The organism is Pantoea sp. B9002, from assembly GCF_013385945.1.
Classification (GTDB): Bacteria; Pseudomonadota; Gammaproteobacteria; order Enterobacterales; family Enterobacteriaceae; genus Pantoea.
In genome coordinates this window covers 47,329-71,867 of sequence record NZ_JACAPA010000054.1, presented here as the reverse complement: position 1 = coordinate 71,867, position 24,539 = coordinate 47,329, and the positions used below count along the sequence as shown (strand labels likewise).

Sequence of the window (24,539 nt, the reverse complement as noted above, 5' to 3'; positions counted from 1 at the left end):
TATGCAATTTAGTGAATAGTTATTGCATGGATATGCGCTATATGTGGGCCTTTTTTTATGCTTAGTTATTCATTTAATCAGGCATTTTTGTGTCAAAAAAGTTAAATCCCTCTTATTTGGCGTGACCCGCTTTTCTGAAAAGGTGTTAAATTACTTTCCGTCTAGTGCAATGCATTACCTTTCCACGTCTTTTCAATATAAATAACTCTGAACCTACAGGCTTCTCATGGAAAAGTTATCTTACGCTTCTGAAAGCAGTACATCTCCCTGGACTACCTACCTGAGCCAAATTGACCGCGTTGCGCCTCATCTTGGTGAATTGTCTCGCTGGATAGAAACCCTGCGTCATCCCAAAAGAGCACTGATTGTCGACATCCCGGTTCAGATGGATGACGGCTCGATTCGCCACTTCGAAGGCTATCGCGTACAGCACAATCTCTCGCGCGGGCCGGGCAAAGGGGGCGTGCGTTACCATCCTGCTGTCGACCTGAATGAAGTGATGGCGCTCTCAGCCTGGATGACCATCAAATGTGCGGCGGTCAACCTGCCTTACGGTGGCGCAAAAGGCGGGATTCGTGTCGATCCGCACTCGCTGTCTGAAGGTGAACTGGAGCGATTGACCCGCCGCTACACCAGTGAAATCGGTCTGATTATTGGTCCGCAGAAAGATATTCCCGCGCCCGATGTCGGCACCAATGGCAAAGTCATGGCGTGGATGATGGATACCTACTCCATGAACCACGGCACCACCATTACCGGCGTGGTCACCGGTAAACCGATTCATCTTGGCGGCTCGTTAGGACGTGAGAAGGCGACGGGCCGTGGCGTATTTATTACCGGTCGGGAAGTGGCACGACGCTCTAACATCACCATTGAAGGCGCACGCGTGGCGCTGCAAGGCTTTGGTAATGTGGGTAGTGAAGCCGCGCGTCTGTTCGCCGAAGCCGGTGCACGCGTGGTGGTGATTCAGGATCACACCGCGACCTTGTTCAACGAAGGCGGCATCGATTTAGCCGCGTTGACTGCGTGGCAGATCGAACATAAACAGATTGCCGGTTTCCCTGGCGCGCGTGAAATCGACAGAGAGCAGTTCTGGACCACCGCCATGGATATTTTGATTCCTGCGGCGCTGGAAGGACAAATTACCCGCGAGCGCGCAGAAATCATCAGCGCAAAACTGGTGCTGGAAGGCGCTAACGGCCCAACTTATCCGGATGCTGATGATATGCTGGCGAGTCGCGGCGTGCAGGTAGTGCCAGACGTAATCTGTAACGCTGGCGGGGTAACGGTGAGTTACTTCGAATGGGTGCAGGATATGGCGAGTTTCTTCTGGAGCGAAGATGAGATTAACCAGCGTATGGACCGCATCATGACCGAGGCAATGGTTCACGTTTGGGATAAAGCGGCTGAAAAGCGCTGCTCACTGCGCACTGCCGCTTATATCGTTGCCTGCGAACGCATTTTACTGGCACGTAAAGATCGCGGTATTTATCCTGGCTAATTAATTATATTTTAAGTTTATTTAAATCAACGGATAAACGCCTTCATGTTAGTAAGAGGGCGTTTATCTTCGCTTTTAAGCAAGGTTGACCCCGCGTAAACCTGACCAGCACCTTGCGGCGGATTGAGTAATCATTACCGAAGGATCTTCGCTGAACTCGCTCACCAAAGTAACAACCCTGTCGGTTAAACTCCTTATATTCTCACTGCCTACATAAACATATTCATTGGTGGGTAAAACATACGCGTAGCCTTTCTCACACACTAAGCTGCGCGCAAAACCATTCTCAAGCATCGCATAGAGCAATTCTATTTGCGCGCCAGCGGTGGGTTCTTTCAATTCGATACGGATAGTATAACTGAGCATGATATTATCTCCGGTGGCTTAATTTAAGTTTACTTAAGTTTAATTGACCTGAAATAAAGTTCATTTTTTTAAGATAAATCTTAGCTCGAGTTTATAATTGATGACCGCCGTTAACAGTAAATATTGGCCCTATTAAGCGTAGCGACAGGTAAGGGTTAAATAATAATTATTAACTTACTCTTTTATTACGTTCGGCTTAAATAAGTTTATTTTTAATTAAAGACAGCCGACTCCACGCAGACTATAATTATTTTATGGCTCATTCTGAGCTGGTTGTTAAAAAGTGTACAAATAGTATCCGCAACGGGCGATTTTAAAGATTTTTATTAATTGGTATTTATCTCTGCCCATGAGGAGTAGCGGATGAAATTAAGCATCACGGATTTTTATGTCTTTAGTCAGGCAGATACGGAAGGTTGCTGCAATCTGCATCGCGAAAGCTGCCGTATGGCTCCCGCCTATGATAATCGTGTGTTCATGGGATCGTTTTATTCTCCTGACCATGCCTGGCAATATTTCCACACACATCATCCCAACAGCCGAGCGGTATTTTGTCTGTTATGTATGAAAGAATAATATGAGAAAAACCTTTTGCCTGAAAAATCGCGGCAGAAGGTTTTATTTAACTGAAGCGTGCAGGATAGAAACTGGCCAGCATGGAATGTTTTTCATCCGTGAGCATCTCACCCGCTAACACATTACATCGAAACAGTTCCATTCCCATTGTGATGAATATCGTCCGCCAACGCACGCCGCGTCAGCTGCGCCAGCATCTGCTGCGCGGCATCGTCCGCGTTGTGTTGCCACAGTGCGATACCCATATTTCCCACTGCGGGCAGCAGCGCGTTCAGGGAATGCAATCCTGCAGGTAAACCGATCTGGCTGCGCAAGGTAATGCCCAATCCGGCCCGCACCGCTGCCCATATGCCGCTCAAACTGTGGCTGGTAAACACCACGCGCCAGTCGAGTTCGGCTTGTTCCAGCACGCAAAGTGCACGCGAACGCATCAGGCAGGGCGCTTCAAACATCACCAGCGGTAAGGGATCATTGCGCGCGAGCAGGGCGCTGATATCGAACTCTTGCGCGCCAATCCACGCCAGCGGCGTCTGGCCCAGCACCTCACTTTGCGCCGGCAAGTTATCGCCTTGCCACAGCAGCGCCATATCAAGGCTTTGCTCGGCCATTGCCTGCAACAGCGGCTGGTTGCGATCAACGCGCGCGCTAATACGCACACTGGGATGCTGGCGGCTAAACGGGCCAAGAATACCGGGCATTAGCGACTCACCGAAATCTTCCTGCATGCCGATACGCACATCGCCCTGCAACAACTCGCCGCGCACCGCGCGCCAGGCTTCATCATTCAGGCTGAGCAGACGACGCGCATAGCTCAGCAGGATTTCGCCGCCGGGCGTGAGCGCCAGATGACGACCGCGTTTGGTCACCAGCGCCATACCGCACTGTTGTTCCAGCTTTTTTAACTGGGCGCTGACCGCCGACGTCGAGCGGCACAGCTGCTGCGCCGCCAGCGCGAAGCTGCCGCACTCAATCCCCAGCACGAAACTGCGCAGCGCATCGCTATCCAGCGAAACCGGGATCTTCTCCATAACTATCCTTTAAAGCAGGATTATTAGTCCTGAATAATGTGATTTTCAGGATTGTAGCAGCGCGCCACAATCGCTGCCTATTCATTGCCGGAGAAAATCATGAGTAAGCCACTGGATCGCGATTCGTTACAGCAGATCGCACCGAAGTTAGCGGAGTTAACCCAGCAGGTGTTGTTTGGCGATATCTGGCAGCGGTCGGTGCTGTCACCGCGTGAGCGCAGTTTGATCACACTCGCCACACTCAGCGCCCTGGGCCGTGAGCAGCAGTTGCCGTGGCATCTTGAATTTGCGCAGCAGAACGGACTGAGCCGTGAAGAGCTGGTGGAGTTATTTACTCATCAGGCGTTTTATGCCGGATGGCCCGCGGCGGTGACGGGGCTGGCTTTGCTACAGCAGGAGAACAACTGATGCCGTTGACCCGAATCACCGTGCGTGACGGCTGGAGTGATGCCGATCTGCAAACTTTATCAGACACACTGCATGAGGTGCTGGTCGCCGAGTTTAACGTTCCGCCTGACGATCGTTTTCAGGTGATTGAATCGCTGGCGGCGCCGCGTTTGATTTATGATCGCCACTATCTCAGCGGCGGTCGCAGCGATCGCTATGTGCTGCTGAACATCGTGGCAGGCAAACCGCGCAGCGTGGAGCAGAAGCGGGCAACTTATCAGGTGTTGAGCGAACGGTTGCAGCAGCGGCTCAATCTCGATCCCAATGATTTGATGATCATCATTCAGCAAACCCAGCCCGAAGATTGGAGTTTTAGCGGCGGGAAGATGTTTGCGTCGTAGGGTCGCCATTCATGGCGACCTTCTTCCGGGCATTGCCTGATCATTCCATCACCCAATGCCCGTCACTCACCTCGCGATAACGCCGTGCTTCGGGCACAAATCCCAACGCTCGCACCGGGCTTTTCAGCTCGCTGATGTCAATCTGGCGCTTCACATGACGGCGCGCCGGATCGGGCACCGGCACCGACGACAGCAATTTGCGCGTGTAATCGTGCTGCGGATTTTCAAAAATCGCCGCGCGCGGGCCGATCTCGACGATTTCTCCCAGCAGCATCACCGCCACGCGATGGCTGATGCGCTCGACCACCGCCATATCGTGCGAGATAAACAGATACGACAAGCCAAGGCTCTGTTGCAGGTCGAGCAGCAAATTGATGATTTGCGCTTTCACCGTGACGTCCAGCGCCGACACCGATTCATCGGCGATGATCATTTTCGGATCGAGCATCAGCGCGCGGGCGATACAGATACGCTGGCGCTGGCCGCCAGAAAATTCGTGCGGATAGCGTTTCATCATGCTGGCGGACAACCCGACGCGCTCCATCAGTGAGGCAGCTTTTGCGCGCGCCTCGGTTTTGCTGCCTAAACGGTGTTGCAGAAAAGGTTCGGTGAGCGCTTCCAGCACCGACATGCGAGGATTGAGGCTGGCGAACGGGTCCTGAAAAATCATCTGCATGGCGCGGCGCAAGGTGCGCAGCTCATGAGCAGAAAGATTCAGCACGTCGTAACCATCAAAGGCCACTTCGCCCGCGTCGGGTGTGACGAGGCGCGTCAGCGAACGCCCGGTGGTGGATTTTCCACAGCCCGATTCACCGACCAGCGACAAGGTTTCGCCCGGCATCAGATCAAACGAGATGTTTTCCACCGCATGTACCGCGCCGGTTTTGCGGCTGAACACGCCTTCGTGAATGCTGAAGCGGGTGCTGAGATTTTTCACCGACAGCAGCGGCTGCTGCGATGTCGATACGCGATTGGTCTCAGGTGCGTCGCGCTGGTCAAAGGAAAATTTACGCGGCCCAGCAATGCCGCGCATCGCGCCAAGCTGCGGCACGGTAGCAATCAGCGTGCGGGTGTAATCGGCGGCGGGCGCGGAGAAAATCGCGGCGGTGGTGCCGGTTTCCATCACATCACCTTGATACATCACCAGCGTGCGATCCGACACTTCGGCCACCACGCCCATGTCGTGGGTAATAAACAGCACCGCCGTGCCTTCCTCCTCCTGCAACGTCTTAATCAGGTCAAGAATTTGCCCCTGAATGGTAACGTCCAACGCGGTGGTCGGTTCATCGGCAATCAGCAGTTTTGGCCGCAGCGCCAGCGCCATCGCAATCATCACGCGCTGGCGCATGCCGCCGGAAAAGTGGTGTGGATAATCATTGAAGCGTTTCGCCGCATTGGGAATACGCACTTTCTCCAGCAGCCGAATGGTCTCTTCACGCGCGGCGCGTTTACTGATTTTGCGGTGATTGATCAGCGCTTCAGCGATTTGATTGCCGATGGTGAACGAAGGATTCAGGCTGGTCATCGGCTCCTGAAAAATCATCGCCACCGCATTGCCGCGAATATCGCGCATGGCGGATTCGCTCAGCGTCAGCAGATCGACGCCGTTCAGCAGCACTTTGCCGCTGACGCGCGCGTGGCGCATGTTGAGTAAGCGCATAATCGCCATCGAGGTGACGCTTTTCCCCGAACCGGATTCACCGACAATCGCCAGCGTTTCACCGGCATTAACGGTTAGCGACAGGTTTTTCACCACCTCGCGCCATTGATCCTCAACGCGAAAGGCGACGGTCAGATTTTCGATGCGCAGCACCGGTTCGACTGCTGAGGTGGGCGCGTTCATTTCGCTGCCACAAAGCGTGCCGATAAGTGGCTAACCGGCAGGTAAGTGAAATCGGTATCGAACGGATAGGCGGGCTGCAATTTGCGCTTGCGGGTTAAGCGTTCCACATATTGATCGACCACGCCTTCTGACAGCGCCATCAGGTTAGGATTAGCCAGCGGTGCCAGCTCTGGTGACAGATAACCGGACTTTACCACCACGATTTTGGCCGCGGCGGGATCGAGGCCGAGCAGGGCGAAATCCGCCAGGTTGTGATAAGGACGGCGGCGATCGGCGACCACCAGCGTGATGCCGCCGGTTTGCAGCAGCGCCTGTTTCGCCAGCGAACGCGGATCATCACTGAGATGTTTCACCACAAATTCGGCCTGCACTTTGCCGCCCGCCGGATCGAGCGACGCACCGACGGTCAGCGTTAAGCTTGCGCCCACGCCAGCAGCAAAGGCCGCATCGGTGGCGGGTTTATCGGTAATGCCGGCGACGATCACCTGCTGCGCACCCTGGCGAATCAGTTCCGCCAACACATCCGCGCGATCGCCGACGCCACCGCCGGTAGGATTATCACCAGAATCGGCCAAAATCACCGGCGCGGTTTCGCTGGCGATGGCCATACAGACGCACTCTTCAATGCTGCCGGTGACGCAGCCAAAACTGAATTCATCGCGCGCCTGCCAGTAAGCCAGCGCCAGTTTAGCCGCCTGTTCCGCCAGCACATCGGCATCGGTGCCGGTCATGATCGCGGCGGCGGTGGCGCGCGGTTCATCGGCCCAGACGTAACCGACCATCAGCGACGCATCCCAGATGTGCTCCAGCTGGTTTATCGCGGGCAAGCGCGCATACAAACTTTTCGCCGGTTCATCTTCGGTGCTGGTGCGCTCGCCGGGTAACACCACCGGAATCGGCGCCCACACCACGCCAGGTTTGACGCCAGTTTGCAGGCTTTTCACCAGCATCGATACCGAGCGGCGCATGGTCTCTTCCACATCAATGTGCGGCGCGGTGCGATAGGTCGAGAACATATCGATGGCATCGATGATGCGTTGCGTGACGTTGCCGTGCAGATCGTAGCTGACGGTGATCGGGCAATCCGCGCCGACCAACTCGCGCGTGGCGCTGATCCAGTCGCCTTCGGCATCTTCCATACCTTCCACATAGACCGCGCCGTGCATAGCGAGATAAACGCCATCCACCGGCAAATGTGCCGCGAGGCGCGTCAGGAAATCCTGCTTAAAATCGTCGTAGGTGATGCGCGCCACCGGGCCACCGGCGATGGCGCGTGCGTGGAAGGTCGGCAGAAACTCGGCATCATAATCCTGCAGAAAGGCGAAATAAGGGTTGGTGGTGAGTTCATCCCCGCGCACGATGCGGAAGTCGTCGGCATAATTCAGCACCGGATTATAAGTACTGCACTCAGTATGAATTCCACCAAAAGCAATGCGCATAGCAACCTCCGCTAGTCGGGTAAGTGAATGATAAAACGATACGCCGCCACACTGGCTGCGGCTCTGGCCCAGCTCTCTTCGTTGATCACCATGCTGGCGATCGGCGTTTTGCCGATGATCGACGGCAGCACATGGCTGTCGATCGCCTGCATCACCACGGTTTTCAGCAAGCCATCAAACGCATCGGGCTGATGCGCAATCACAATTAATTCGGGGTCGTTCATCTGGATGATATTGGCGATAGATAAACCCAGCGCATGACCAGCCTGATGCAAAATGGCAATCGCCGCGCTGTTACCTTTCACCGCCAGCGCTTCCAGTTCGGCAATCGATTCACTCTCCAGCGCTTTATCACGTACGCTTTCGCGGATGGCGGTTAACGAGGCCAGCGTATCGAGGCAGCCGCGTTTGCCACAGCGGCAGGGACGTCCGCCGGGTTCGATGGTGCAGTGGGCGATTTCACCGGCAGCGCCGTGTGCGCCGCGATGCAGTTGGCCCTGAAAGAAGTGCGCCGATCCAATGCCGTCACCGTGCGAAATCAGGGTGAAGTTGCGCGCCTTTTTCGCCACGCCGAAAATCTTCTCGCTCACCGCCAGCGCTTTGGCATCGTTTTCTAACGACACTTCCAGCCCGGTTTGCTGTTTCAGCAGTTCCGCCAGCGGCACGTTCTTCCAGCCCAGCAGCGCCGACTGCACGCAAATCGCCTGATTTTCATCGACAAAGCCGGACAGCGTCACGCCCAGGCCAATCAGCTGATCCTGCGTAATCGATTTCTGTGCAATCAGATCCGGGATCGCCGCCGCAATGGTTTTTGCCAGCTGCGGCGGATCGAGATTCAACGGCATCTGGGTGGCGGCCAGCGTGCGGCCGTGCATATCAATCAGCACTAATATCACGCGTTCGCCCAGCAGCGAGGCACCGAGAAAATAGGCGCTGTCGGCACGCATTTTTAATAACACCGATGGACGACCCTGCCCGCTGGATTCCGGAATACTCTCTTCCAGCAATCCGGCCTGCAGCATCTCTTTTACCAGCGTGCTAATTGCGGCTTTGCTCAATTTCATTTTTTCCGCAAGCACGGTGCGGCTCATGCCATGCGACGCAATAAGTAAGCGCAGAATTTGTTGCTGGTGGGCATTGAGCATTGAGGTTCTCACGGCGTTAGCACTATGCGCTGACAATAATAAGGACAGAAAACAAATACAACGATATTTAGTTAAATTTATGAATGCAGATCTGATTATAAGTAAATTATATGAACCAACCTATTGGCTTTTGTTTAGTGAGTGTGGCTTATATAGCGGCAAGCTTGTCAATTGCGATGAATGACATTATCGATTCCCGCACATTCCGTAGCGGCGCAATTCATTGCGCAATAAATTGCGCCGCTACGGAATGTGCGTGGTGAAAATGACGAGCGTTCATTCACCGATCGTTTCAATGATTCATTGAGGGTCTTCATGGAAAGCAAACATAAGCATTTCAAGGTACTGACGCTGGCCGGTTGTTTACTGGCGTCGATGGCGAGCGCCTCCGTTTTTGCCAGCCAGCTGGTGATCATGCAGAACGAACCGCCGCGCAGCATGGATCCCGGCAACCAAACCGCGACCTTTACCGGCACGGTGCTGGACCCGATGTACGAAGGCCTGACGCGTCTCGGTGATGACGGCAAAATCATTCCAGCACTGGCATTATCCTGGACATCCGATGACAGCGGACTTAACTGGACCTTTACCCTGCGGCCCAATGTGAAATTCCACGACGGCACGCCCTTTAATGCCGATGCGGTGGTGGAAAACTTCCAGCGTCATTTAAATACGCAGCGCGGTTTAGCCGGCAGCGGCAAAATTCGCACCTTTATTCAGGATGTGAAGAAAAAAGACGATCTCACTGTCACGTTTCAGCTGAAAAAAATTAATCCGGCCTTTTTAACTGTTTTAGCCTCCGGTCCGGGATTAATGGTGAGCCCGAAAGCAGATAAAGCCGGCAGCATCAACAATAAAGCCGACGGCACCGGACCTTATAAACTGGTGCAATACAAATCCGGCGAATATGTACTTGAACAAAAGAATCCGGACTATTGGGGCAAATCTTCCGGGCCGGATGAAATTAAATGGACGTGGAGCAGCGAGCCTTCAGTGATGAATATGGCGCTGCAATCGGGTCAGGTCGATATTATTAACCCGGTGCCGCCGCAGTTTGCCGGCATGTTGAAAAACAACGCCAACGTAAATCTCAAACAGTCGCCGGGTGCGGCAGTGTTCTGGGTTGATCTCAATACTCAAAGCAAAGCGCTGAGCGATGTGCGCGTGCGTCAGGCGCTGAATCTCGCCACCGACCAACAGGCGCTGGTGAAAGCCATCATGTTTGGTTATGCGCAACCGGCGAACTCCGCGCTGGCACCGGTCGATCCTAACTACGACAAAGCGTTGCATGACTATCCGTACGATCTGCAAAAAGCCAAAGATCTGCTGAAAGCGGCGGGCTACGCCGACGGTTTCCCGATGTCGATTGCGGTGCAGGCGCCGGATGCGCGCACGGCACAAGTGCTGCAAGGTATGTGGAGCAAAATCGGCGTGAAGCTGAACGTGCGCCAGATGGAGAGCGGCGTGTGGACCAAAGCGGCATTTGCCGATGGCAAAGAGAAAGCCGCGCAGGGCACCGACGCGGTGCTCGCGTCCTGGTCTTCCGGTTTATATGGCTCCGATCTGCAGCTGCGTCCGCTGTATCACACCAGCAGTTTCGCGCCGGGCGGGGCTAATCTGGGCTTCTTTAGCGACAAGCAAACCGATGATTTGATCGACACTGCGGCGTCGACGCTCGACGATGCCAAACGCAAAGATCTCTACTTCCAGGCGCAAAAACAGATCAGCGGATTAGCGCCGCAGGTGCTGCTGTTCTATCAGGACGATCTCTATGCCGCACGTAAAAATATCAGCGGCGTGGTTATGCAGCCGGGCGGACAAATCGTCGTGCGCGACGCGGTGAAGCAATAACCTAATGGCTGATGTGATATGAAAGCGTACGTCGCAAAAAAGGTGCTTTCGCTGCCGTTAATCATTTTCGGCGTGTCGATTATCGTGTTTATCGCCATCCGCGCGCTGCCGGGCGATCCGGCGCGGCTGATGGCGGGACCGGAAGCGCCGCAGGAAGCGGTAGACAGCATGCGCGTGCGGCTGGGGCTCGATCAGCCGCTGCCACTGCAATATGTCAAGTTCGCGGCGGAGGCGCTGCACGGCAACCTTGGTTTGTCATTGCAGTCGCAGCGTCCGGTGATGACGGAGATCAGCGAGCGGTTGCCGTACACCTTATCGCTGGCGGCGCTGGCGTATCTGCTGGCGATTGCGATTGGTGTTCCGGCGGGCATGACGGGTGCCATCTATCGCCAGCGGATTCCGGATCAAATCGTGATGGTGCTGACCATTGCCGGTGCGTCGATTGCCAACTTCTGGCTGGCGCTGCTGGCGATGAATTACTTCGCGGTTGAGCTGGGCTGGTTACCGCTGCTGGGCGCCGATTCGTGGAAAAACTACATCATGCCCACCGTCACGCTGGCGATCTTGCCAATGGCGATGATCGCGCGCATGACGCGTTCCAGCATGCTGGATGTGCTGAGTCAGGATTATATCCGCACCGCCAAAGCCAAGGGATTATCTTCCGCCAGCATTAACTGGAAGCATGCGCTGCGTAATGCACTGATCCCGATTGTCACCATTGTGGCGCTTAACTTCGGCAGCCTGATTGGCGGCGCGGTGGTTACCGAATCGGTGTTCAACTGGCCGGGCATTGGCCGCTTGCTGGTGGATTCGGTGCGCTATCGCGATTATCCGGTGATTCAGGGCGTGACGCTGGTAGCCGTGACCGGCGTGGTGCTGATGAATCTGGTGGGCGAAATCCTGATTGGCTTGCTCAATCCAAAAATAAGGTTCGACTGATGAACAGCATTGAAACTTCCGTGCTGCCGCCGCGTTCGCGCAGCCGACACCTGATCAGCACTCTTATTGCAAACCCGTCCATTGCCATCGGCGGTGCGCTAGTGCTGCTGGTGGTGCTCGCCGCCGCGCTGGCCCCGCTGATCACCCATTGGGATCCGGTGGAGCAGGATCTGCTCAACACCTTGCAAGCGCCGTCGGCCGCGCACTGGTTTGGCACCGACGATTATGGCCGCGACATTTTCTCGCGCGTGATTTACGGCGCGCGTATCACGCTGTTTGAAGTGAGCCTCAGCGTAGCGATCTCGATGGTGATCGGCATTCCGCTTGGCATCATTTCTGGCTTAGCCGGACGCAAAATTGATGCGCTGATCATGTGGGTGATGGATATCATCTTCGCTTTTCCTGGCATTGTGCTGGCGATTTTGATCGTTAGCGTGCTCGGCGAAGGGCTCACCAATATGCTGATCGCCATTTCGCTGTTCTCGATACCGGTTTATGCGCGTCTGAGCCGTAACCTGACGCTGGGCCTGAAAAACATGGAATATATCGAAGCGGCGCATATGCTCGGCGTGCGCTATCCGCGCATCATCACCCATTACATTCTGCGTAACTCAATTGGTCCGCTGATTGTGCAATCGACGCTGACGGCGGGCGCGGTGGTGCTGTCTGCCGCCAGTTTGTCCTTTCTCGGTTTAGGCGTGCAGCCACCGATGCCGGAGTGGGGCACCATGATGAGCGATGGGCGCAACTTCCTCGGCCTGAATATTTATGTGTCACTCTTCCCTGGATTGGCGATTTTGATTACCGTGCTGGGCTTCAATGTGCTGGGCGACGGTTTGCGTGATGTGATGGATAAACGTTTATGAGTAGACAATCTGCGGTGATTTGCCTCGATCTGGGCGGCTCTTTTATTAAGTTAGGCGTGATGAGTGCGCAGGATCAATTAACCCTTCTCGATCAGCAAAAAATTCCGGCAACCAGTTGGGACGATTTCACCGCGCTGGTAAGTCGCATGATTGCCCAACATCACCTGCATTTTACCGCCAACAGTGCGGTGGCGATCTCTACCGCCGGCATTGTGGCACCCGATTCCGGCGAGATGTTTGCCAGCAATATTCCCGCGTTTCATCAGCGCAGTCTGGCGAACGAGCTGGGCGCGCTGCTGCAACGCAAGGTGATTGTGCATAACGATGCCGACTGCTTCACGCTGGCGGAAGCGCTGGCGGGTGTGGGAAAAGGGCACAAAGTGGTGTTTGGCGCGATTCTGGGTTCGGGCGTTGGCGGTGGATTGGTGGCGGATGGCCGCATTATCACCGGGCAGAACGGATTGACCGGCGAATGGGGACATGGGCCGATCACGCTTACCGAAGTGGAGATCGACGGCGTCACGCGGCGGCTGCCGCGCAAGGCATGTCCGTGCGGGCAAAAAGGCTGTCTCGACAGCTACGGCGGTGCGCGCGGGCTGGAAAATCTGCATCAGACGTTGCATGACCGCACGGCGAGCAGCGTTGAGATTATCGAACGCTGGCAGCAGCAGGATGCGCTAGCGCAGCAAACCATTCAGGCATGGCTGCAAATTGTCGGTCAGCCGCTGGCGTACAGCATCAATATCACCGGCGCATCGCGCGTGGCGGTTGGCGGCGGATTGGCATCGGTGGCTCCGCTGATCGCGGCGTTAGATGAGGTGGTGCAGGGTTACGTATTACGCCGCACCACGCATCGTCTGGTGGTGCCAGGCGAGTTCGCGCATCACGGCGGCATGATGGGCGCAGCGCTGTTGGCGCGTCAAAAAGTGTGATACGCCATATCGGCTATGTAATGTAGCGGCGCGATTTATCGCGCTTATAAATGGCGATGACATGCCCAAACTTCTTTGCGCAATAAATTGCGCCGCTACGGCATGCGCGTATTTGCGCTATCATATGCCGCTCACTCTTCTCGGTCTCGACGATGGCTGTCGCGTTAAGCGCCCACGATCCTGACCGAGTTCTTCACTTGCGGTTCGGAAAACTCATGTCATCAGTACAACCCCAACTTACTCAGCTGCCGGATGAGGCATCGCTGCCGCGTCAAAGCGTGCTAAAAGCCTTGTTCGCGCTCGGCACCGGCGGCTTTGCCATTGGTACCGGCGAATTCGTCATCATGGGACTGCTGCCCGATGCAGCCAAAGGTCTCAACGTATCGATCCCCTCGGCGGGACATCTCATCAGTATCTACGCGCTGGGCGTGGTGATTGGTGCGCCGCTGCTGGCGGTGCTGGGCGCGCGCGCCTCACGCCGTAATTTCCTGATGACGCTGATGGGCCTGTTTGCCGCCGGTAACCTGCTGAGCGCCATTGCGCCGGGTTACTACTCGATGCTGCTGGCGCGTTTCCTCGCCGGATTCCCGCACGGCACCTTCTTCGGCGTGGCGGCGTTGGTCGCAGCCGGTTTAGTTGAACGGCGTAAACGCGCGCAAGCGGTCTCAATGGTGCTGTTTGGCCTGACCATCGCCAACTTACTCGGCGTGCCCGCCGTCACGGCTATCGGCCAATGGTTTGGCTGGCGCGATGCCTTCGCCATTGTCGGCGGTCTGGCGCTGATAACCTTGCTGCTGATTTGGCTGTGGGTGCCAAACGTGGCGGGCGATAAAAATGCCAGCCCGCTGCGCGAATTGTCGGCGCTGACGCGCAAACAGGTACTGTTGACGCTGGCGATTGGCGCGGTGGGCAGCGGCGGTTTGTTCTCAGTGTTTAGCTACGTGAAACCCACCATGACCGAACTGGCGCAGATGCCGGTGAGCTGGATCCCGGCGGTGCTGGCGTTGTTTGGTTTAGGCATGATCATCGGTAACATCGCCGGCGGTCGTCTGGCCGATCGCGGCATTGAAAAGACCATCCGCATCTTGCTGATCTGGTCATTCCTGGTGCTCAGCGCCTTCGTGTTTGCCGCGCACTATGCGCTGGCAGGTGCCATCAACGTGATGCTGGTCGGCACCATGGTGGCGCTGGCGGCGGTGCTGCAGATCCGTTTGATGGATGTCGCCGGTGACGCGCAAACCATGGCGGCGGCGATGAACCATTCGGCGTTTAACCTCGCCAACGCGCTTGGCGCATGGCTGGGCGGCGTGACCATTTCTGCTGGTCTGGGATGGCAATCCACCGGTTGGGTGGGCGCGATTCTGGCGGTGTTGGGTCTGCTGATCCATGCGGTGGCGATGCGCGATGCACGCCGTAAATCGATTACCTTCGCGCACGAAAGTCATTAAAAGGTTGCGGTCGCCATGAATGGCGTAATGCCGATCAGTTAAGCGCCGTATCAAATCACCGCACCTTCCGTAGCGGCGCGATTTATCGCGCAATGAATTGCGCCGCTACAGTGTGTGCTCTCGGTAATTACGGGTTTTCATGTCTTAACTGACGAGCATTACGCCATAAATGGCGACCCTACAAAATCGTGCGATGCGCGATGCGCACCTGGTCCAATCACGCCAACTTCTGCTGCAAAAACGTCATAAACACCCGATTGATCTCACTGCGCTGACGATGTTGCGGATAGAGCGCATTAAGATGCAGCGAGGTCGGCTGCCACTCTTCTAATACCGTCACCAGCTCACCGCTTGCCAGCGCTGGCGCCACAATAAACTCCGGCAGCAGAATCAAACCCAACCCGGCCACCGCCGCGTCGCGCAGCATTTCCCCGTTATTACTCACCATCGGCCCATGCACGCTAATCACTTTGCGCTGGTCGCCGTTAAACAGTTCCCAGCCGGTCTGGCTTTCGCGTCCATAGCGCAGGCACAAATGCTCGCTCAGCTCCTCCGGCGTACGCGGCGCGCCTGCGCCCTGCAGGTATGATGGGCTGCCGCAGATCACGCGGCGAAACTCGCCCAGCCGCTTGGCGATTAAACTCGAATCCGGCAGCGTCCCGATGCGGATCGCCATATCAAATCCTTCGCCAACCATATCGACATGCCGATCCGCCAGCTCAACCTGAAACTGCAAACCCGGATGCTGGCTGAGAAACTCAGCAATAAACGGCGACAGATGGCTGATGCCAAACGACATCGGCACGCTCAGGCGGAAGCTGCCCTGCAGCACCTGTCGACGCCCCGATACCGCCAGCTCGGCTTCCTGCACATCATCGAGAATGCGCTGCGCGTGCTGGGCAAACAGCTGGCCGTTATCGGTCACCGACAGCTTACGCGTGTTGCGATTTAACAGCCGCGCGCCGAGCGACTCCTCCAGCGCGGCGATGCGGCGACTGACATACTGCTTCGACAGCATCAGCTGTTCGGCGGCGGCGGTGAAGTTACCGGCTTTGAACACGGCAACATAAATACGGAGATCTTCAATCTGCATATTGTCTACTTATCGGTGACAGTCATTGTCATTATGACGCATTGTTAGGCAAATCAGTTTACGTATACTTGTTTGCAACGGGAAGGGCAATCGCCCCCCAACAGCAAATTTGAGGAGCAGACCATGATTGAACAACGCCTGTCAGAACAACGCGGAGTGGGTGACCACGGTTGGTTGAATTCGCATCATACGTTCTCTTTCGCCAGTTACTGGGATCCAAAACAAACCGGCTTCTCAGACTTGCTGGTGATCAATGATGACCGCGTCGCACCGGGTCGCGGCTTTGGTGCGCACCCGCACAACAACATGGAGATCATCTCCTATGTGCTGGAAGGCGCGCTGGAGCATAAAGATTCCATGGGCACCGGTTCGGTGATTGTGCCGGGTGATGTGCAGCTGATGAGCGCCGGCAGCGGCGTCACGCACAGCGAGTTTAACCACTCAAAAACGGATAACGTGCACTTCCTGCAGATCTGGATTGTGCCTGGCGAACGTAATTCGCCTCCGGGTTATCAGCAGATTTCGGTGGCGGAAAGTGACAAACGTGGTCAGCTGCGTCTGATTATTTCGCCGGAAGGGGAAAACGGTTCGCTCAGCGTGCGTCAGGACATCCGCATTTATGCCGGACTGTTCGACGGCGTCGAGCAGCAAACCCTCGCGCTGGATACCGATCGTTACGCCTACATTCACGTGGCACGCGGCAGCATCGAAGTGAACGGCGTGACGTTCAAAGAAGGCGACGGCGCACGCGTTCGCAACGAAAGCGCGCTGCAGTTCGCTAACGGTGATGATGCGGAAGTGCTGGTGTTTGATCTGCGTCCGCTGGAAGTGAATCATCCACAGCGTTAATGATTAAAAAGCGGTCAAAGAGCAGTGCGAGCCATCGTGCTGCTTTTTTTTATGCGCGATCACAGCGTATGTAACACTTTTTCTTAACATTAATTGCAGTGATTAAGATCGCAATAATTATTTCCTTACTCTCTTTAATAGTTAGCCAATGAACCTAAGCATCACGGCTTAACATGGAGAGGGCAGCATGCAAGAAAAAATCCCCGGAACGCGCTGGTATCGCGTCATCGCCCCAATTCTTATCACCTGCATTGTCTCATTCATGGATCGCGTCAATATCAGCTTTGCGCTGCCTGGCGGCATGGACCAGGATTTGGCGATCACCAGCCAAATGGCCGGCGTGGTCAGCGGCATCTTCTTTATCGGCTATCTGTTTTTACAGGTGCCGGGTGGACGTATTGCGGTGAATGGCAGCGGCAAACGCTTTATTGCCTGGTCGCTGGCCGCGTGGATGGTAGTCTCCATCGCCACCGGTTTTGTCACCAATCACTATCAGCTGTTGGCGCTGCGTTTCGTGCTGGGGATTTCCGAAGGTGGCATGCTGCCGGTGGTGTTAACCATGGTCAGCAACTGGTTCCCGGAAAAAGAGCTGGGTCGCGCCAATGCCTTTGTCATGATGTTTGCGCCGTTAGGCGGCATGTTTACCGCGCCGATATCGGGTTACATCATTAATGTGCTGGACTGGCGCTGGCTGTTCATTATCGAAGGCCTGCTTTCTGCGGTGGTGCTGCTGGTGTGGTGGCTGGTGATCGCCGATCGTCCAGAGGACGCGCGCTGGTTACCGGCGCGTGAAAAGGAGTATCTGCTGCGCGAACTGGCGCGCGAAAAGGCCCAGCATCTGCAAAAGGCACCGGTCAGCAAAGCGCCGTTGAAAGCGGTGTTTCGCAACTCGGGTTTGATGAAATTAGTGGCGCTCAATTTCTTCTATCAAACCGGTGATTACGGTTACACGCTGTGGCTGCCGAGTATCCTGAAAAATCTCACCGGCACCAATATGGCGGGCGTTGGCCTGCTGGCGGCGATTCCTTTTGTCGCGACGGTGCTCGGCATCTACGCCATTTCATGGTTAAGCGATCGCACCGGCAAGCGCCGTTTGTGGGTGATGGTGTCGCTGTTCTGCTTTGCCGCCGCGTTGCTGGCGTCGGTGGTCTTGCATGACAACGTGGTGGCGGCTTATATCGCGCTGGTGGTGTGCGGCTTCTTCCTTAAAGCGGCAACCAGCCCGTTCTGGTCGATTCCCGGACGTATCGCTGCGCCGGAAGTGGCGGGCAGCGCGCGCGGCGTGATCAATGGCTTGGGTAATCTGGGCGGATTCTGCGGACCGTACTTAGTCGGGATCATGACGCTGCTGTATAGCCAAAACGTGGCGATCTGCTGGCTGGCGGGTTCGCTGGTGATTGCCGGAATCTTTACGCTAATGCTGCCTAAGGAGTGCGATATCAATCCGTCTGAAACGCGCCGAGATATGAAGAGTAATCATTTGATGAGTGTGAAACATTGAATCAAGCGAGGCTGGCACTATTCTGAATATTAACTGTTGAAAGGCATAATTAATAAAAAGGGAGCGCCTGCTGAGGTGCTCCCTTTTTAATGCATCAATCAATTGAAAGATTGTGAATAGCCAGCACCGCGCGCGCCGCTTCTTTGCCTTTCTTAATGAAATGCTCGGTATAGAAGTTTTCGATAACATCAACCGGCTGGAAATTATGTGGGGTTAATGAAACGGAGAACACCGGTACGTTGGTGGTCAGCTGCACATTCATCAGGCCATCAACTACCGCAGCGGCAACGAAATCATGGCGATAGATACCGCCGTCAACCACCAGCGCGGCGCAGACAATCGCATCGTACTTGCCGGTTTCGGCCAGACGCTTTGCCAGCAGCGGCATTTCAAATGCACCAGGCACTTCCAGCACTTTTAATTCCGCTTCAACGGATTGATCGGCTAATTCTTTTTCAAAACCCACCAAGGCATTATGGACAATTTCTTTGTGCCAGCCGGCTTTAATAAATGCAATTTTAATATTGTTCATGGTTATTCCGACATCACCTGTTTATAAAATTAGAGAGAAATCCACTCTCAGCAATAATGTGTTTGTATACCATATGTTACGTTTGTGATCCACAAAGCCCAGGTAGCGATAAATGCCTTGCTGCTTATTTCCCTGTAAACCGTCAGGTTATTCCGCGCTTGACGGCGACCAGCGCCTGCAATACAAATAGACGCGTCGGGGGAGTCTCGCCAAAGAGACTGAGAGGCTAATAGCGCACTGCGCGGCTTAGCGACCCTTTGAACCTGACCCAGTTGATACTGGCGTAGGAAGACTGACAGTCTTTTTCATTGGGCTGTCTGGCGCTCAGGCAAGCTCGATGGATGCGCCATTTCCCTTCTCCTGTATCTGCGGGTCTCAGCTAACACTGAGAGGCCGATGTGAATTCCCCCTGTTTGAACATCCTGGAACCGGCGCTGTGAGCCGCTGGAGCGTACTCGGCTGCGGCGTGGCGGGTTTGTGTGTAGCCACTTTGCTGGCGGAACGCGGCGAAGACGTCGAGGTGATTGGCGATGACGCGCGCCGCCCGGCATCGTGGTTTGCTGGCGGCATGCTCGCGCCCTGGTGTGAAGCCGAAAGTGCACCGCGTGACGTCATCACTCTTGGGCAACATGCTGCCGCATGGTGGCAACAGCGCGTCAGCAGCGTCGAGCATCAGGGCACGTTAGTGGTTGCACCGCCGCGCGATAGCCAGGAACTCAACCGTTTCGCCCGCATGACTGAGCAGCATCAATGGGTCGAACCCGCCGACATCGAACCGGCGCTGGAAGGGCGCTTTGCGCGCGGTCTTTTTTTCGCCGGTGAGGCGCATCTCGATCCGCGTCTGGCGTTGCAGGAGATGCGTGACGCGCTGATCGCGCGCGGCGTGTCATTCAGCAACCACGCACAAGGCGGCCAGATTATCGATTGTCGCGGCATCCACGCTGCGCCGCAACTGCCGCGCCTGCGTGCGGTACGCGGCGAGATGCTGATTCTGCACAGCGATGAAGTGCAGTTTTCCCGCCCGATTCGTCTGCTGCATCCGCGTTTTCCCTGCTATCTGGTGCCGCGTCGCGGCGGCCACTTTATGCTCGGCGCCACCATGATTGAGAGCGACGATGCCAGCGCCATCAGCGCGCGCGCCATGATGGAGCTGCTCAGCGCCGCCTACGCCATTCATCCCGCCTTAGCCGAAGCACGCGTGATTGAGAGCGGCAGCGGGTTGCGTCCGGCTTATCCGGCAAATCTGCCGGAAATCCACTATCACAATCACACCTTTTATCTCAACGGCATGTATCGCCACGGTTTTCTGCTGGCACCCATGTTGGCAGAGCAGCTGATGCAGCGCATTTCTGGGGAACTCAACAATGAATATTCAGCTTAACGGCCGCGCCATCAGCACCCAGGCAACGAGCCTGAGCGAATTGCTGATCGAGCAGCAAATTGATGTGGCCTGCGTCGCCACCGCCTACAACGGTGCGTTTGTGCCAAAAAGTCAGTACGACACGCAGCGGCTGGATGAAGGTTGCCAGCTCGAAGTGCTGTCACCGATGCAGGGAGGTTAAGCGATGTTTTACGATTTTAAACCGCAATCACGCTTTCTGCTCGGCACCGCCGGCTATCCGTCGCCTGCCATTTTGCAGCAGGCGATTGCCGCCTCCGGTACCGACATCATCACCGTTAGTTTACGGCGCGAAGGCGCGGCGGGCGCGGCTTTCCGCGAACTGCTGACCGGACTTAACATCCGTGTGTTACCGAATACCGCCGGTTGTCACACGGTGAAGGAAGCCGTCACTACCGCGCACATGGCGCGCGAACTGTTCAACACCGCGTGGATCAAGCTGGAAGTGATTGGTCACGCCGACACGCTGCAACCGGATCCTTTCGCGCTGGTGGAAGCCGCGCGCATCCTCAGCGCAGAGGGTTTTCAGGTGTTTCCGTACACCACCGAAGATCTGATCGTCGGCGAAAAGCTGCTGGCGGCGGGTTGCGAACTGTTGATGCCGTGGGGCGCGCCGATTGGTTCTGGCCAGGGTTTGCGCAACATCGACGGCCTGCGCGCCATGCGTGCGTGGTTCAGCGATATTCCACTGATCATTGATGCTGGCATTGGCGCGCCGTCGCAGGCGGCTCAGGCGATGGAGATGGGCTTCGATGGCATTCTGCTTAACACCGCCGTCGCCAAAGCCGGCGATCCGATCGGCATGGCCAACGCTTTCCGGCTGGCGATTGAAGCCGGACAGGCCGCGCGCGCTGCCGGACTGATGGAGAAGCGCGATATGGCCGCCGCGTCCACGCCGATCTTCGGCCTGGCAAATCTGAGTTGAGGACGGCAAATATGCAACGTTATCAACGCCAGATGATGCTGGCGGAAATCGGTGAAGCAGGGCAGCAGAAACTGCTTAACGCGCGCGTGCTGGTGGCGGGCGCGGGCGGACTTGGCGCCACGCTCCTGCCGCAGCTGGTGGGCGCAGGCGTCGGCCATATTCGGCTGTATGACGACGATGTGGTGGCGCTGCATAACCTGCATCGGCAAACGCTGTTTACGCAGCAGGATATCGACCAGCCCAAAGTGCTGCGCGCGCAACACGTGTTGCAGCAGCGCAATCCGCAGGTGCACATTGAGGCGCTGCAGCAGTCGCTGAGCGCCAGCAATCTGCAGCAGGCGATCGCGGGATGCGATCTGGTGATCGACGCCGCCGATAACTTTGCCGTCACCTACCAACTTTCCGATGCTTGCATGAAGGCGGGCATTCCGCTGATCAGCGCCTCAGTGCTGGGCCGGCAAGGTTACGTCGGCGGATTCTGTGGCGGCGCGCCGAGCTATCGCGCGCTGTTCCCGCGCTTGCCTTCCTCGGCAGCGAACTGCAACACCGCAGGCGTAATGGGCCCGGCGGTGGCAACGCTCGGCGCGATGCAGGCGCAGATGGCGCTCAGCGTGCTGCTGCAGTTGTCGCCATCGCCGCTCGGTTGTCTGGTGAATTGCGACTTCGTGAACTGGCATTTCCGCCAGTTCCGCTTTGATGATGCTGAAGAGCCGGAACATGCGGTGCCGTTTATCGACCCGCAACAGCTGGCCGCCGATGACTGCATTGTCGAACTGCGCAGCTGTGAAGAAGCGCCGGTTAGCGTGGCGGATGGCGTTGAGCGCATCTTGCCGCAGGAGATTGCGGCGTGGCAGCCGCCCGCCCAGCAGCGCATCGTGCTGGTGTGCGCCAGCGGCATCCGTGCCGCGCAGGCCGCTAACGCGCTGGCGCAGCGCGGATTTCACCAGCTGGCGATTCTGGCGGCCAATCGCCCATGAATCAGGACATTCTCTTTAACGATGTGAGTTTTAGCTGGGGCGATAAACCGCTGTGTCAGCGGCTGAACCTGCAACTGCGCGGCGGCAAAACCACGGTAATGCTGGGACGCAGCGGTATCGGCAAAAGTACGCTGCTGCGGCTGGTGGCCAGTTTACTCCAGCCGCAGCAGGGCGCGGTGCAGGGCTTGAGCGGCAATGTGGCGTGGATGGGCCAGCAGGATCTGCTGTATCCGTGGCTGACGGTGCTCGACAACGTGATGCTGTCGGCGCGGCTCAGCGGCGAAAAACCCGATCGCCTGCGCGCGCTGGCGCTGCTCGAGCAGGTAAAACTCAGCGACGTGGCGCATGCGCCGCCGCATCAACTCTCCGGCGGCATGCGACAACGCGTGGCGCTGGCACGTACGCTCTATGCGCAGCGCGACGTGGTGCTGATGGATGAACCCTTCGCCACGCTGGATGTGATGACCAAACTCAACCTGCAAACGCTGACCGCCGGATTACTACGGGGCAAAACCGTGCTGCTGGTGACGCACGATCCGCTGGAAGCGTGCCGCATGGCCGATGACATTCTGCTGTTGCAAGGCCAGCCGCTGGCGATCGAAAGTTGGCCGGTTCCCGGCGGTGACGCGCCGCGTGCGTTTGATCATCCCGACGTCCTGCAGGCGCAGGCGCAACTCTTCTCCCGACTGAATACGCATGAAAACATTGTTTAGCGCGATCTACCTGATCGCGGTTCTGCTGTGCGGCTGGTTATTGGCACGTCACAGCGGCATACCGACTTTCCTGCTGCCCGCGCCGCAGGCGGTGCTTGAAGCGCTGTGGCTGCATCGTCAACTGCTGTGGCATCACGCGCTCTATACGCTGGCGGAAATTGTGCTGGCGCTGCTGCTGGGCGTCGGCGCGGGCGTGACGCTGGCGGTGCTGATGGCGGCCAGTCCGCTGCTGCGTCGCGTGCTGTTTCCGCTGGTCACCGCCAGCCAGGCGATTCCGGTGTTTGCTCTCGCGCCGCTGCTGGTGCTGTGGCTCGGTTTTGGCATCGCCTCGAAAGTGGTGGTGGCGGCTTTGATCCTCTTCTTCCCGCTGTGCTTATCGCTGTTTGATGGGCTGTGTCGCACGCCCAGCGGCTGGCTGGAACTGGCGCAAACCTCCACGCCATCGCGCTTTCGCATCTTCTGGTGCGTGCGCTGGCCCGCCGCGTTACCGCAATTTTTCTCCGGCCTGCAGATGGCGGTGGTGTTGGCCCCGATTGGCGTGGTGATTGGTGAATGGGTCGGTGCCAGCGAAGGGCTCGGCTATCTGATGATGCAATCCAACGCGCGACTGGAAACCGCCACCAGCTTCGCGGCGCTGCTGCTGTTACTGATTCTGGCGCTGCTGCTTTCGGGCAGCGTGGCGCTGATGCGCAAGAAAATCCTCTGGCAAACCACATAAGGACACACCTTGAACACCCTACGAATCGCATTGACCACGTTGCTGCTGCTGGCGACCGCTAACGTGCAGGCTGCGGAGAAAGTTCGCCTGCTGCTCGACTGGTTTATCAACCCCAACCACGCGGCGATTTTTGCTGCCCAGCACAGCGGCGCGTTTAAGAAAGAGGGGCTTGATGTCGAGATGATCGCGCCCGCCGATTCCGCTTCCGTGCCGCTGCTGCTGGCGGCGGGCAAAGTCGACCTTGCCATTAGCTACCAGCCGCTGCTCTACACGCTGGTGGATAAAGACGTGCCGGTGATTCGCGTCGGTACCTTGATCAATCAGCCGCTGAACACGCTGACCACGGTGTCAGACGATATCCACTCGCTTAAAGATTTCGCCGGCAAAACCATCGGCTATGCGGTGCCAGGCACCGAAGATGTGGCGATCCGCAATATGCTGACTTCGCAGGGCGTTGATGCCGACTCGGTGAAGCTCATCAACCTGAATATGGATGGCACCTCAGCGTTGCTAACGCACAAGATTGATGGCGCGATGACCATCTTCCGCAACTATGAGCTGCTGGATCTGAAAGACAAAGGCGCGAAGCCCACGGTGTTCAAGCCGGAAGATTACGGCGTGCCTGCTTATGATGAGTTGATCATCCTGGCAAACCAGAAAACCGCCGCGCAGGACAAACGCATTCCGGCGTTTTTACGTGGTTTGGATGAAGGTGTGGCGTGGCTGCGCGCGCATCCGCAGGAAGCCTGGCTTGCGTTTATTAAACAGTATCCCGAGCTGAATACGCCGCTCAATCACGAGGCGTGGCAGGCAACGCTGCCATATTTTGCGGAGCATAGCGCGGCGTTTGATCAGGCGCGCTATCAGGCGTTTGGTGAGTATATGAAAGGTAATGGCGTGATTAAGGCTGTGGCGCCGATGGCGCGGTATTCGTTTTAGGTTGGTGCGGGTTGTCCCTCACCCCAACCCTCTCCCGCGCGCGGGAGAGGGAGCCGACCGCGCCCACCTAACCATTCTCTCCACCTAATCATTCCCTCTCCCGCCTGCGGGAGAGGGCTAGGGTGAGGGAAACCACGCACAATTTCCCTTGCACCCGCACTTATTTTTGAT

General features: G+C 56.6%; 25 protein-coding genes and 1 riboswitch. Of the genes, 18 read left to right on the top strand and 7 right to left on the bottom strand.

The window, feature by feature from the left end:
- Positions 1-226 precede the first annotated feature (226 nt).
- Positions 227-1,501, top strand: a complete 1,275-nt coding sequence (locus HX773_RS22965) for a Glu/Leu/Phe/Val dehydrogenase (RefSeq protein WP_176973465.1) — start codon at positions 227-229, stop codon at positions 1,499-1,501.
- A 75-nt stretch (positions 1,502-1,576) separates the two neighbouring features.
- Here HX773_RS22965 and HX773_RS22960 read toward each other — a convergent pair whose 3' ends face one another.
- Entirely contained in the window at positions 1,577-1,867 is a 291-nt protein-coding gene (locus HX773_RS22960; RefSeq protein ID WP_176973464.1) for a hypothetical protein, read from the bottom strand.
- Between the two features lie 363 nt (positions 1,868-2,230).
- Here HX773_RS22960 and HX773_RS22955 point away from each other — a divergent pair, with 363 nt between their 5' ends.
- The gene (locus tag HX773_RS22955; RefSeq protein ID WP_176973463.1) at positions 2,231-2,443 is read left to right on the top strand and encodes a hypothetical protein; all 213 of its coding nucleotides are present in this window, start codon (positions 2,231-2,233) and stop codon (positions 2,441-2,443) included.
- 122 nt (positions 2,444-2,565) lie between these two features.
- On the opposite strand, the gene HX773_RS22950 is transcribed toward HX773_RS22955, so the two are convergent.
- Entirely contained in the window at positions 2,566-3,471 is a 906-nt protein-coding gene (locus tag HX773_RS22950) for a LysR substrate-binding domain-containing protein (RefSeq protein WP_176973462.1), read from the bottom strand.
- Between the two features lie 99 nt (positions 3,472-3,570).
- Here HX773_RS22950 and HX773_RS22945 point away from each other — a divergent pair, with 99 nt between their 5' ends.
- A complete protein-coding gene (locus HX773_RS22945; protein ID WP_176973461.1) occupies positions 3,571-3,879 on the top strand; it encodes a carboxymuconolactone decarboxylase family protein in 309 nt (102 codons plus the stop codon).
- The gene (locus HX773_RS22940; protein ID WP_176973460.1) at positions 3,879-4,259 is read left to right on the top strand and encodes a tautomerase family protein; all 381 of its coding nucleotides are present in this window, start codon (positions 3,879-3,881) and stop codon (positions 4,257-4,259) included. Before HX773_RS22945 ends, HX773_RS22940 begins: the two co-directional genes overlap by 1 nt.
- 40 nt (positions 4,260-4,299) lie before the next feature.
- On the opposite strand, the gene HX773_RS22935 is transcribed toward HX773_RS22940, so the two are convergent.
- The 3 genes from HX773_RS22935 to HX773_RS22925 are packed head-to-tail and all read right to left on the bottom strand — an operon-like array spanning position 4,300 to position 8,686.
- Positions 4,300-6,102, bottom strand: coding sequence for an ABC transporter ATP-binding protein (locus HX773_RS22935; RefSeq protein ID WP_176973459.1), 1,803 nt, complete (start codon positions 6,100-6,102; stop codon positions 4,300-4,302).
- Entirely contained in the window at positions 6,099-7,541 is a 1,443-nt protein-coding gene (locus tag HX773_RS22930) for a M81 family metallopeptidase (protein ID WP_176973458.1), read from the bottom strand. Before HX773_RS22930 ends, HX773_RS22935 begins: the two co-directional genes overlap by 4 nt.
- A gap of 11 nt (positions 7,542-7,552) precedes the next feature.
- Positions 7,553-8,686 carry an ROK family transcriptional regulator gene (locus tag HX773_RS22925; protein ID WP_176973457.1) on the bottom strand — a complete coding sequence of 378 codons (1,134 nt, stop codon included), beginning with the start codon at positions 8,684-8,686 and terminating at the stop codon, positions 7,553-7,555.
- A 315-nt stretch (positions 8,687-9,001) separates the two neighbouring features.
- Between HX773_RS22925 and HX773_RS22920 the strand changes: the two genes are divergently transcribed.
- The 5 genes from HX773_RS22920 (at position 9,002) to HX773_RS22900 (ending at position 14,722) form a co-directional block, all read left to right on the top strand.
- Complete coding sequence (locus tag HX773_RS22920; protein ID WP_176973456.1) at positions 9,002-10,537, top strand: ABC transporter substrate-binding protein; 1,536 nt, start codon at positions 9,002-9,004, stop codon at positions 10,535-10,537.
- A gap of 18 nt (positions 10,538-10,555) precedes the next feature.
- Complete coding sequence (locus HX773_RS22915; RefSeq protein ID WP_008108101.1) at positions 10,556-11,476, top strand: ABC transporter permease; 921 nt, start codon at positions 10,556-10,558, stop codon at positions 11,474-11,476.
- Positions 11,476-12,342, top strand: a complete 867-nt coding sequence (locus HX773_RS22910) for an ABC transporter permease (RefSeq protein WP_176973455.1) — start codon at positions 11,476-11,478, stop codon at positions 12,340-12,342. Before HX773_RS22915 ends, HX773_RS22910 begins: the two co-directional genes overlap by 1 nt.
- Positions 12,339-13,274 (top strand): ROK family protein, encoded by a 936-nt coding sequence (locus tag HX773_RS22905; protein ID WP_176973454.1) that lies wholly within the window; start codon positions 12,339-12,341, stop codon positions 13,272-13,274. Before HX773_RS22910 ends, HX773_RS22905 begins: the two co-directional genes overlap by 4 nt.
- Before the next feature lie 215 nt (positions 13,275-13,489).
- Entirely contained in the window at positions 13,490-14,722 is a 1,233-nt protein-coding gene (locus tag HX773_RS22900; RefSeq protein WP_176973453.1) for an MFS transporter, read from the top strand.
- A 217-nt stretch (positions 14,723-14,939) separates the two neighbouring features.
- Here the strand turns inward: HX773_RS22900 and HX773_RS22895 are convergent, their stop codons facing one another.
- A complete protein-coding gene (locus HX773_RS22895; RefSeq protein ID WP_176973452.1) occupies positions 14,940-15,815 on the bottom strand; it encodes a LysR family transcriptional regulator in 876 nt (291 codons plus the stop codon).
- Positions 15,816-15,938: 123 nt separating this feature from the next.
- Here HX773_RS22895 and HX773_RS22890 point away from each other — a divergent pair, with 123 nt between their 5' ends.
- A complete protein-coding gene (locus HX773_RS22890) occupies positions 15,939-16,664 on the top strand; it encodes a pirin family protein (RefSeq protein ID WP_176973451.1) in 726 nt (241 codons plus the stop codon).
- A 187-nt stretch (positions 16,665-16,851) separates the two neighbouring features.
- Complete coding sequence (locus HX773_RS22885; RefSeq protein ID WP_176973450.1) at positions 16,852-18,165, top strand: MFS transporter; 1,314 nt, start codon at positions 16,852-16,854, stop codon at positions 18,163-18,165.
- 94 nt (positions 18,166-18,259) lie between these two features.
- Here HX773_RS22885 and HX773_RS22880 read toward each other — a convergent pair whose 3' ends face one another.
- The gene (locus HX773_RS22880) at positions 18,260-18,697 is read right to left on the bottom strand and encodes a 6,7-dimethyl-8-ribityllumazine synthase (RefSeq protein ID WP_101761750.1); all 438 of its coding nucleotides are present in this window, start codon (positions 18,695-18,697) and stop codon (positions 18,260-18,262) included.
- Positions 18,698-18,884: 187 nt separating this feature from the next.
- A riboswitch (TPP riboswitch) is annotated at positions 18,885-19,004 on the top strand.
- A gap of 129 nt (positions 19,005-19,133) precedes the next feature.
- Here HX773_RS22880 and HX773_RS22875 point away from each other — a divergent pair.
- Genes HX773_RS22875 through HX773_RS22845 form a run of 7 tightly spaced genes read left to right on the top strand, consistent with a single transcriptional unit; the run spans position 19,134 to position 24,368 of the window.
- On the top strand, positions 19,134-20,078 hold the full coding sequence (locus tag HX773_RS22875) for an FAD-dependent oxidoreductase (RefSeq protein ID WP_176973449.1): 945 nt from the start codon (positions 19,134-19,136) through the stop codon (positions 20,076-20,078).
- Positions 20,062-20,259 carry a sulfur carrier protein ThiS gene (thiS, locus tag HX773_RS22870; RefSeq protein ID WP_110866723.1) on the top strand — a complete coding sequence of 66 codons (198 nt, stop codon included), beginning with the start codon at positions 20,062-20,064 and terminating at the stop codon, positions 20,257-20,259. The genes HX773_RS22875 and thiS overlap by 17 nt, the downstream gene beginning before the upstream one ends.
- Positions 20,260-20,262: 3 nt before the next feature.
- Positions 20,263-21,021, top strand: coding sequence for a thiazole synthase (locus HX773_RS22865; RefSeq protein ID WP_176973448.1), 759 nt, complete (start codon positions 20,263-20,265; stop codon positions 21,019-21,021).
- Between the two features lie 11 nt (positions 21,022-21,032).
- Positions 21,033-21,998 carry a HesA/MoeB/ThiF family protein gene (locus HX773_RS22860; RefSeq protein WP_176973447.1) on the top strand — a complete coding sequence of 322 codons (966 nt, stop codon included), beginning with the start codon at positions 21,033-21,035 and terminating at the stop codon, positions 21,996-21,998.
- Positions 21,995-22,711: an ABC transporter ATP-binding protein gene (locus HX773_RS22855; protein ID WP_176973446.1), complete on the top strand. Its 717-nt coding sequence runs from the start codon at positions 21,995-21,997 to the stop codon at positions 22,709-22,711. The genes HX773_RS22860 and HX773_RS22855 overlap by 4 nt, the downstream gene beginning before the upstream one ends.
- Positions 22,695-23,429: an ABC transporter permease gene (locus tag HX773_RS22850; RefSeq protein WP_176973445.1), complete on the top strand. Its 735-nt coding sequence runs from the start codon at positions 22,695-22,697 to the stop codon at positions 23,427-23,429. Before HX773_RS22855 ends, HX773_RS22850 begins: the two co-directional genes overlap by 17 nt.
- A 9-nt stretch (positions 23,430-23,438) precedes the next feature.
- A complete protein-coding gene (locus HX773_RS22845; protein ID WP_176973444.1) occupies positions 23,439-24,368 on the top strand; it encodes an ABC transporter substrate-binding protein in 930 nt (309 codons plus the stop codon).
- Positions 24,369-24,539: the final 171 nt, after the last annotated feature.

Coding starts and splice junctions, on each gene's coding strand:
- thiS (WP_110866723.1), top strand. CDS start 20,062: ATGAATATTCAGCTTAACGGCCGCGCCATCAGCACCCAGGCAACGAGC.
- HX773_RS22900 (WP_176973453.1), top strand. CDS start 13,490: ATGTCATCAGTACAACCCCAACTTACTCAGCTGCCGGATGAGGCATCG.
- HX773_RS22935 (WP_176973459.1), bottom strand. CDS start 6,102: ATGAACGCGCCCACCTCAGCAGTCGAACCGGTGCTGCGCATCGAAAAT.
- HX773_RS22860 (WP_176973447.1), top strand. CDS start 21,033: ATGCAACGTTATCAACGCCAGATGATGCTGGCGGAAATCGGTGAAGCA.
- HX773_RS22965 (WP_176973465.1), top strand. CDS start 227: ATGGAAAAGTTATCTTACGCTTCTGAAAGCAGTACATCTCCCTGGACT.
- HX773_RS22905 (WP_176973454.1), top strand. CDS start 12,339: ATGAGTAGACAATCTGCGGTGATTTGCCTCGATCTGGGCGGCTCTTTT.
- HX773_RS22855 (WP_176973446.1), top strand. CDS start 21,995: ATGAATCAGGACATTCTCTTTAACGATGTGAGTTTTAGCTGGGGCGAT.
- HX773_RS22920 (WP_176973456.1), top strand. CDS start 9,002: ATGGAAAGCAAACATAAGCATTTCAAGGTACTGACGCTGGCCGGTTGT.
- HX773_RS22930 (WP_176973458.1), bottom strand. CDS start 7,541: ATGCGCATTGCTTTTGGTGGAATTCATACTGAGTGCAGTACTTATAAT.
- HX773_RS22960 (WP_176973464.1), bottom strand. CDS start 1,867: ATGCTCAGTTATACTATCCGTATCGAATTGAAAGAACCCACCGCTGGC.
- HX773_RS22915 (WP_008108101.1), top strand. CDS start 10,556: ATGAAAGCGTACGTCGCAAAAAAGGTGCTTTCGCTGCCGTTAATCATT.
- HX773_RS22865 (WP_176973448.1), top strand. CDS start 20,263: ATGTTTTACGATTTTAAACCGCAATCACGCTTTCTGCTCGGCACCGCC.
- HX773_RS22850 (WP_176973445.1), top strand. CDS start 22,695: ATGAAAACATTGTTTAGCGCGATCTACCTGATCGCGGTTCTGCTGTGC.
- HX773_RS22945 (WP_176973461.1), top strand. CDS start 3,571: ATGAGTAAGCCACTGGATCGCGATTCGTTACAGCAGATCGCACCGAAG.
- HX773_RS22925 (WP_176973457.1), bottom strand. CDS start 8,686: ATGCTCAATGCCCACCAGCAACAAATTCTGCGCTTACTTATTGCGTCG.
- HX773_RS22940 (WP_176973460.1), top strand. CDS start 3,879: ATGCCGTTGACCCGAATCACCGTGCGTGACGGCTGGAGTGATGCCGAT.
- HX773_RS22895 (WP_176973452.1), bottom strand. CDS start 15,815: ATGCAGATTGAAGATCTCCGTATTTATGTTGCCGTGTTCAAAGCCGGT.
- HX773_RS22955 (WP_176973463.1), top strand. CDS start 2,231: ATGAAATTAAGCATCACGGATTTTTATGTCTTTAGTCAGGCAGATACG.
- HX773_RS22890 (WP_176973451.1), top strand. CDS start 15,939: ATGATTGAACAACGCCTGTCAGAACAACGCGGAGTGGGTGACCACGGT.
- HX773_RS22950 (WP_176973462.1), bottom strand. CDS start 3,471: ATGGAGAAGATCCCGGTTTCGCTGGATAGCGATGCGCTGCGCAGTTTC.
- HX773_RS22910 (WP_176973455.1), top strand. CDS start 11,476: ATGAACAGCATTGAAACTTCCGTGCTGCCGCCGCGTTCGCGCAGCCGA.
- HX773_RS22880 (WP_101761750.1), bottom strand. CDS start 18,697: ATGAACAATATTAAAATTGCATTTATTAAAGCCGGCTGGCACAAAGAA.
- HX773_RS22885 (WP_176973450.1), top strand. CDS start 16,852: ATGCAAGAAAAAATCCCCGGAACGCGCTGGTATCGCGTCATCGCCCCA.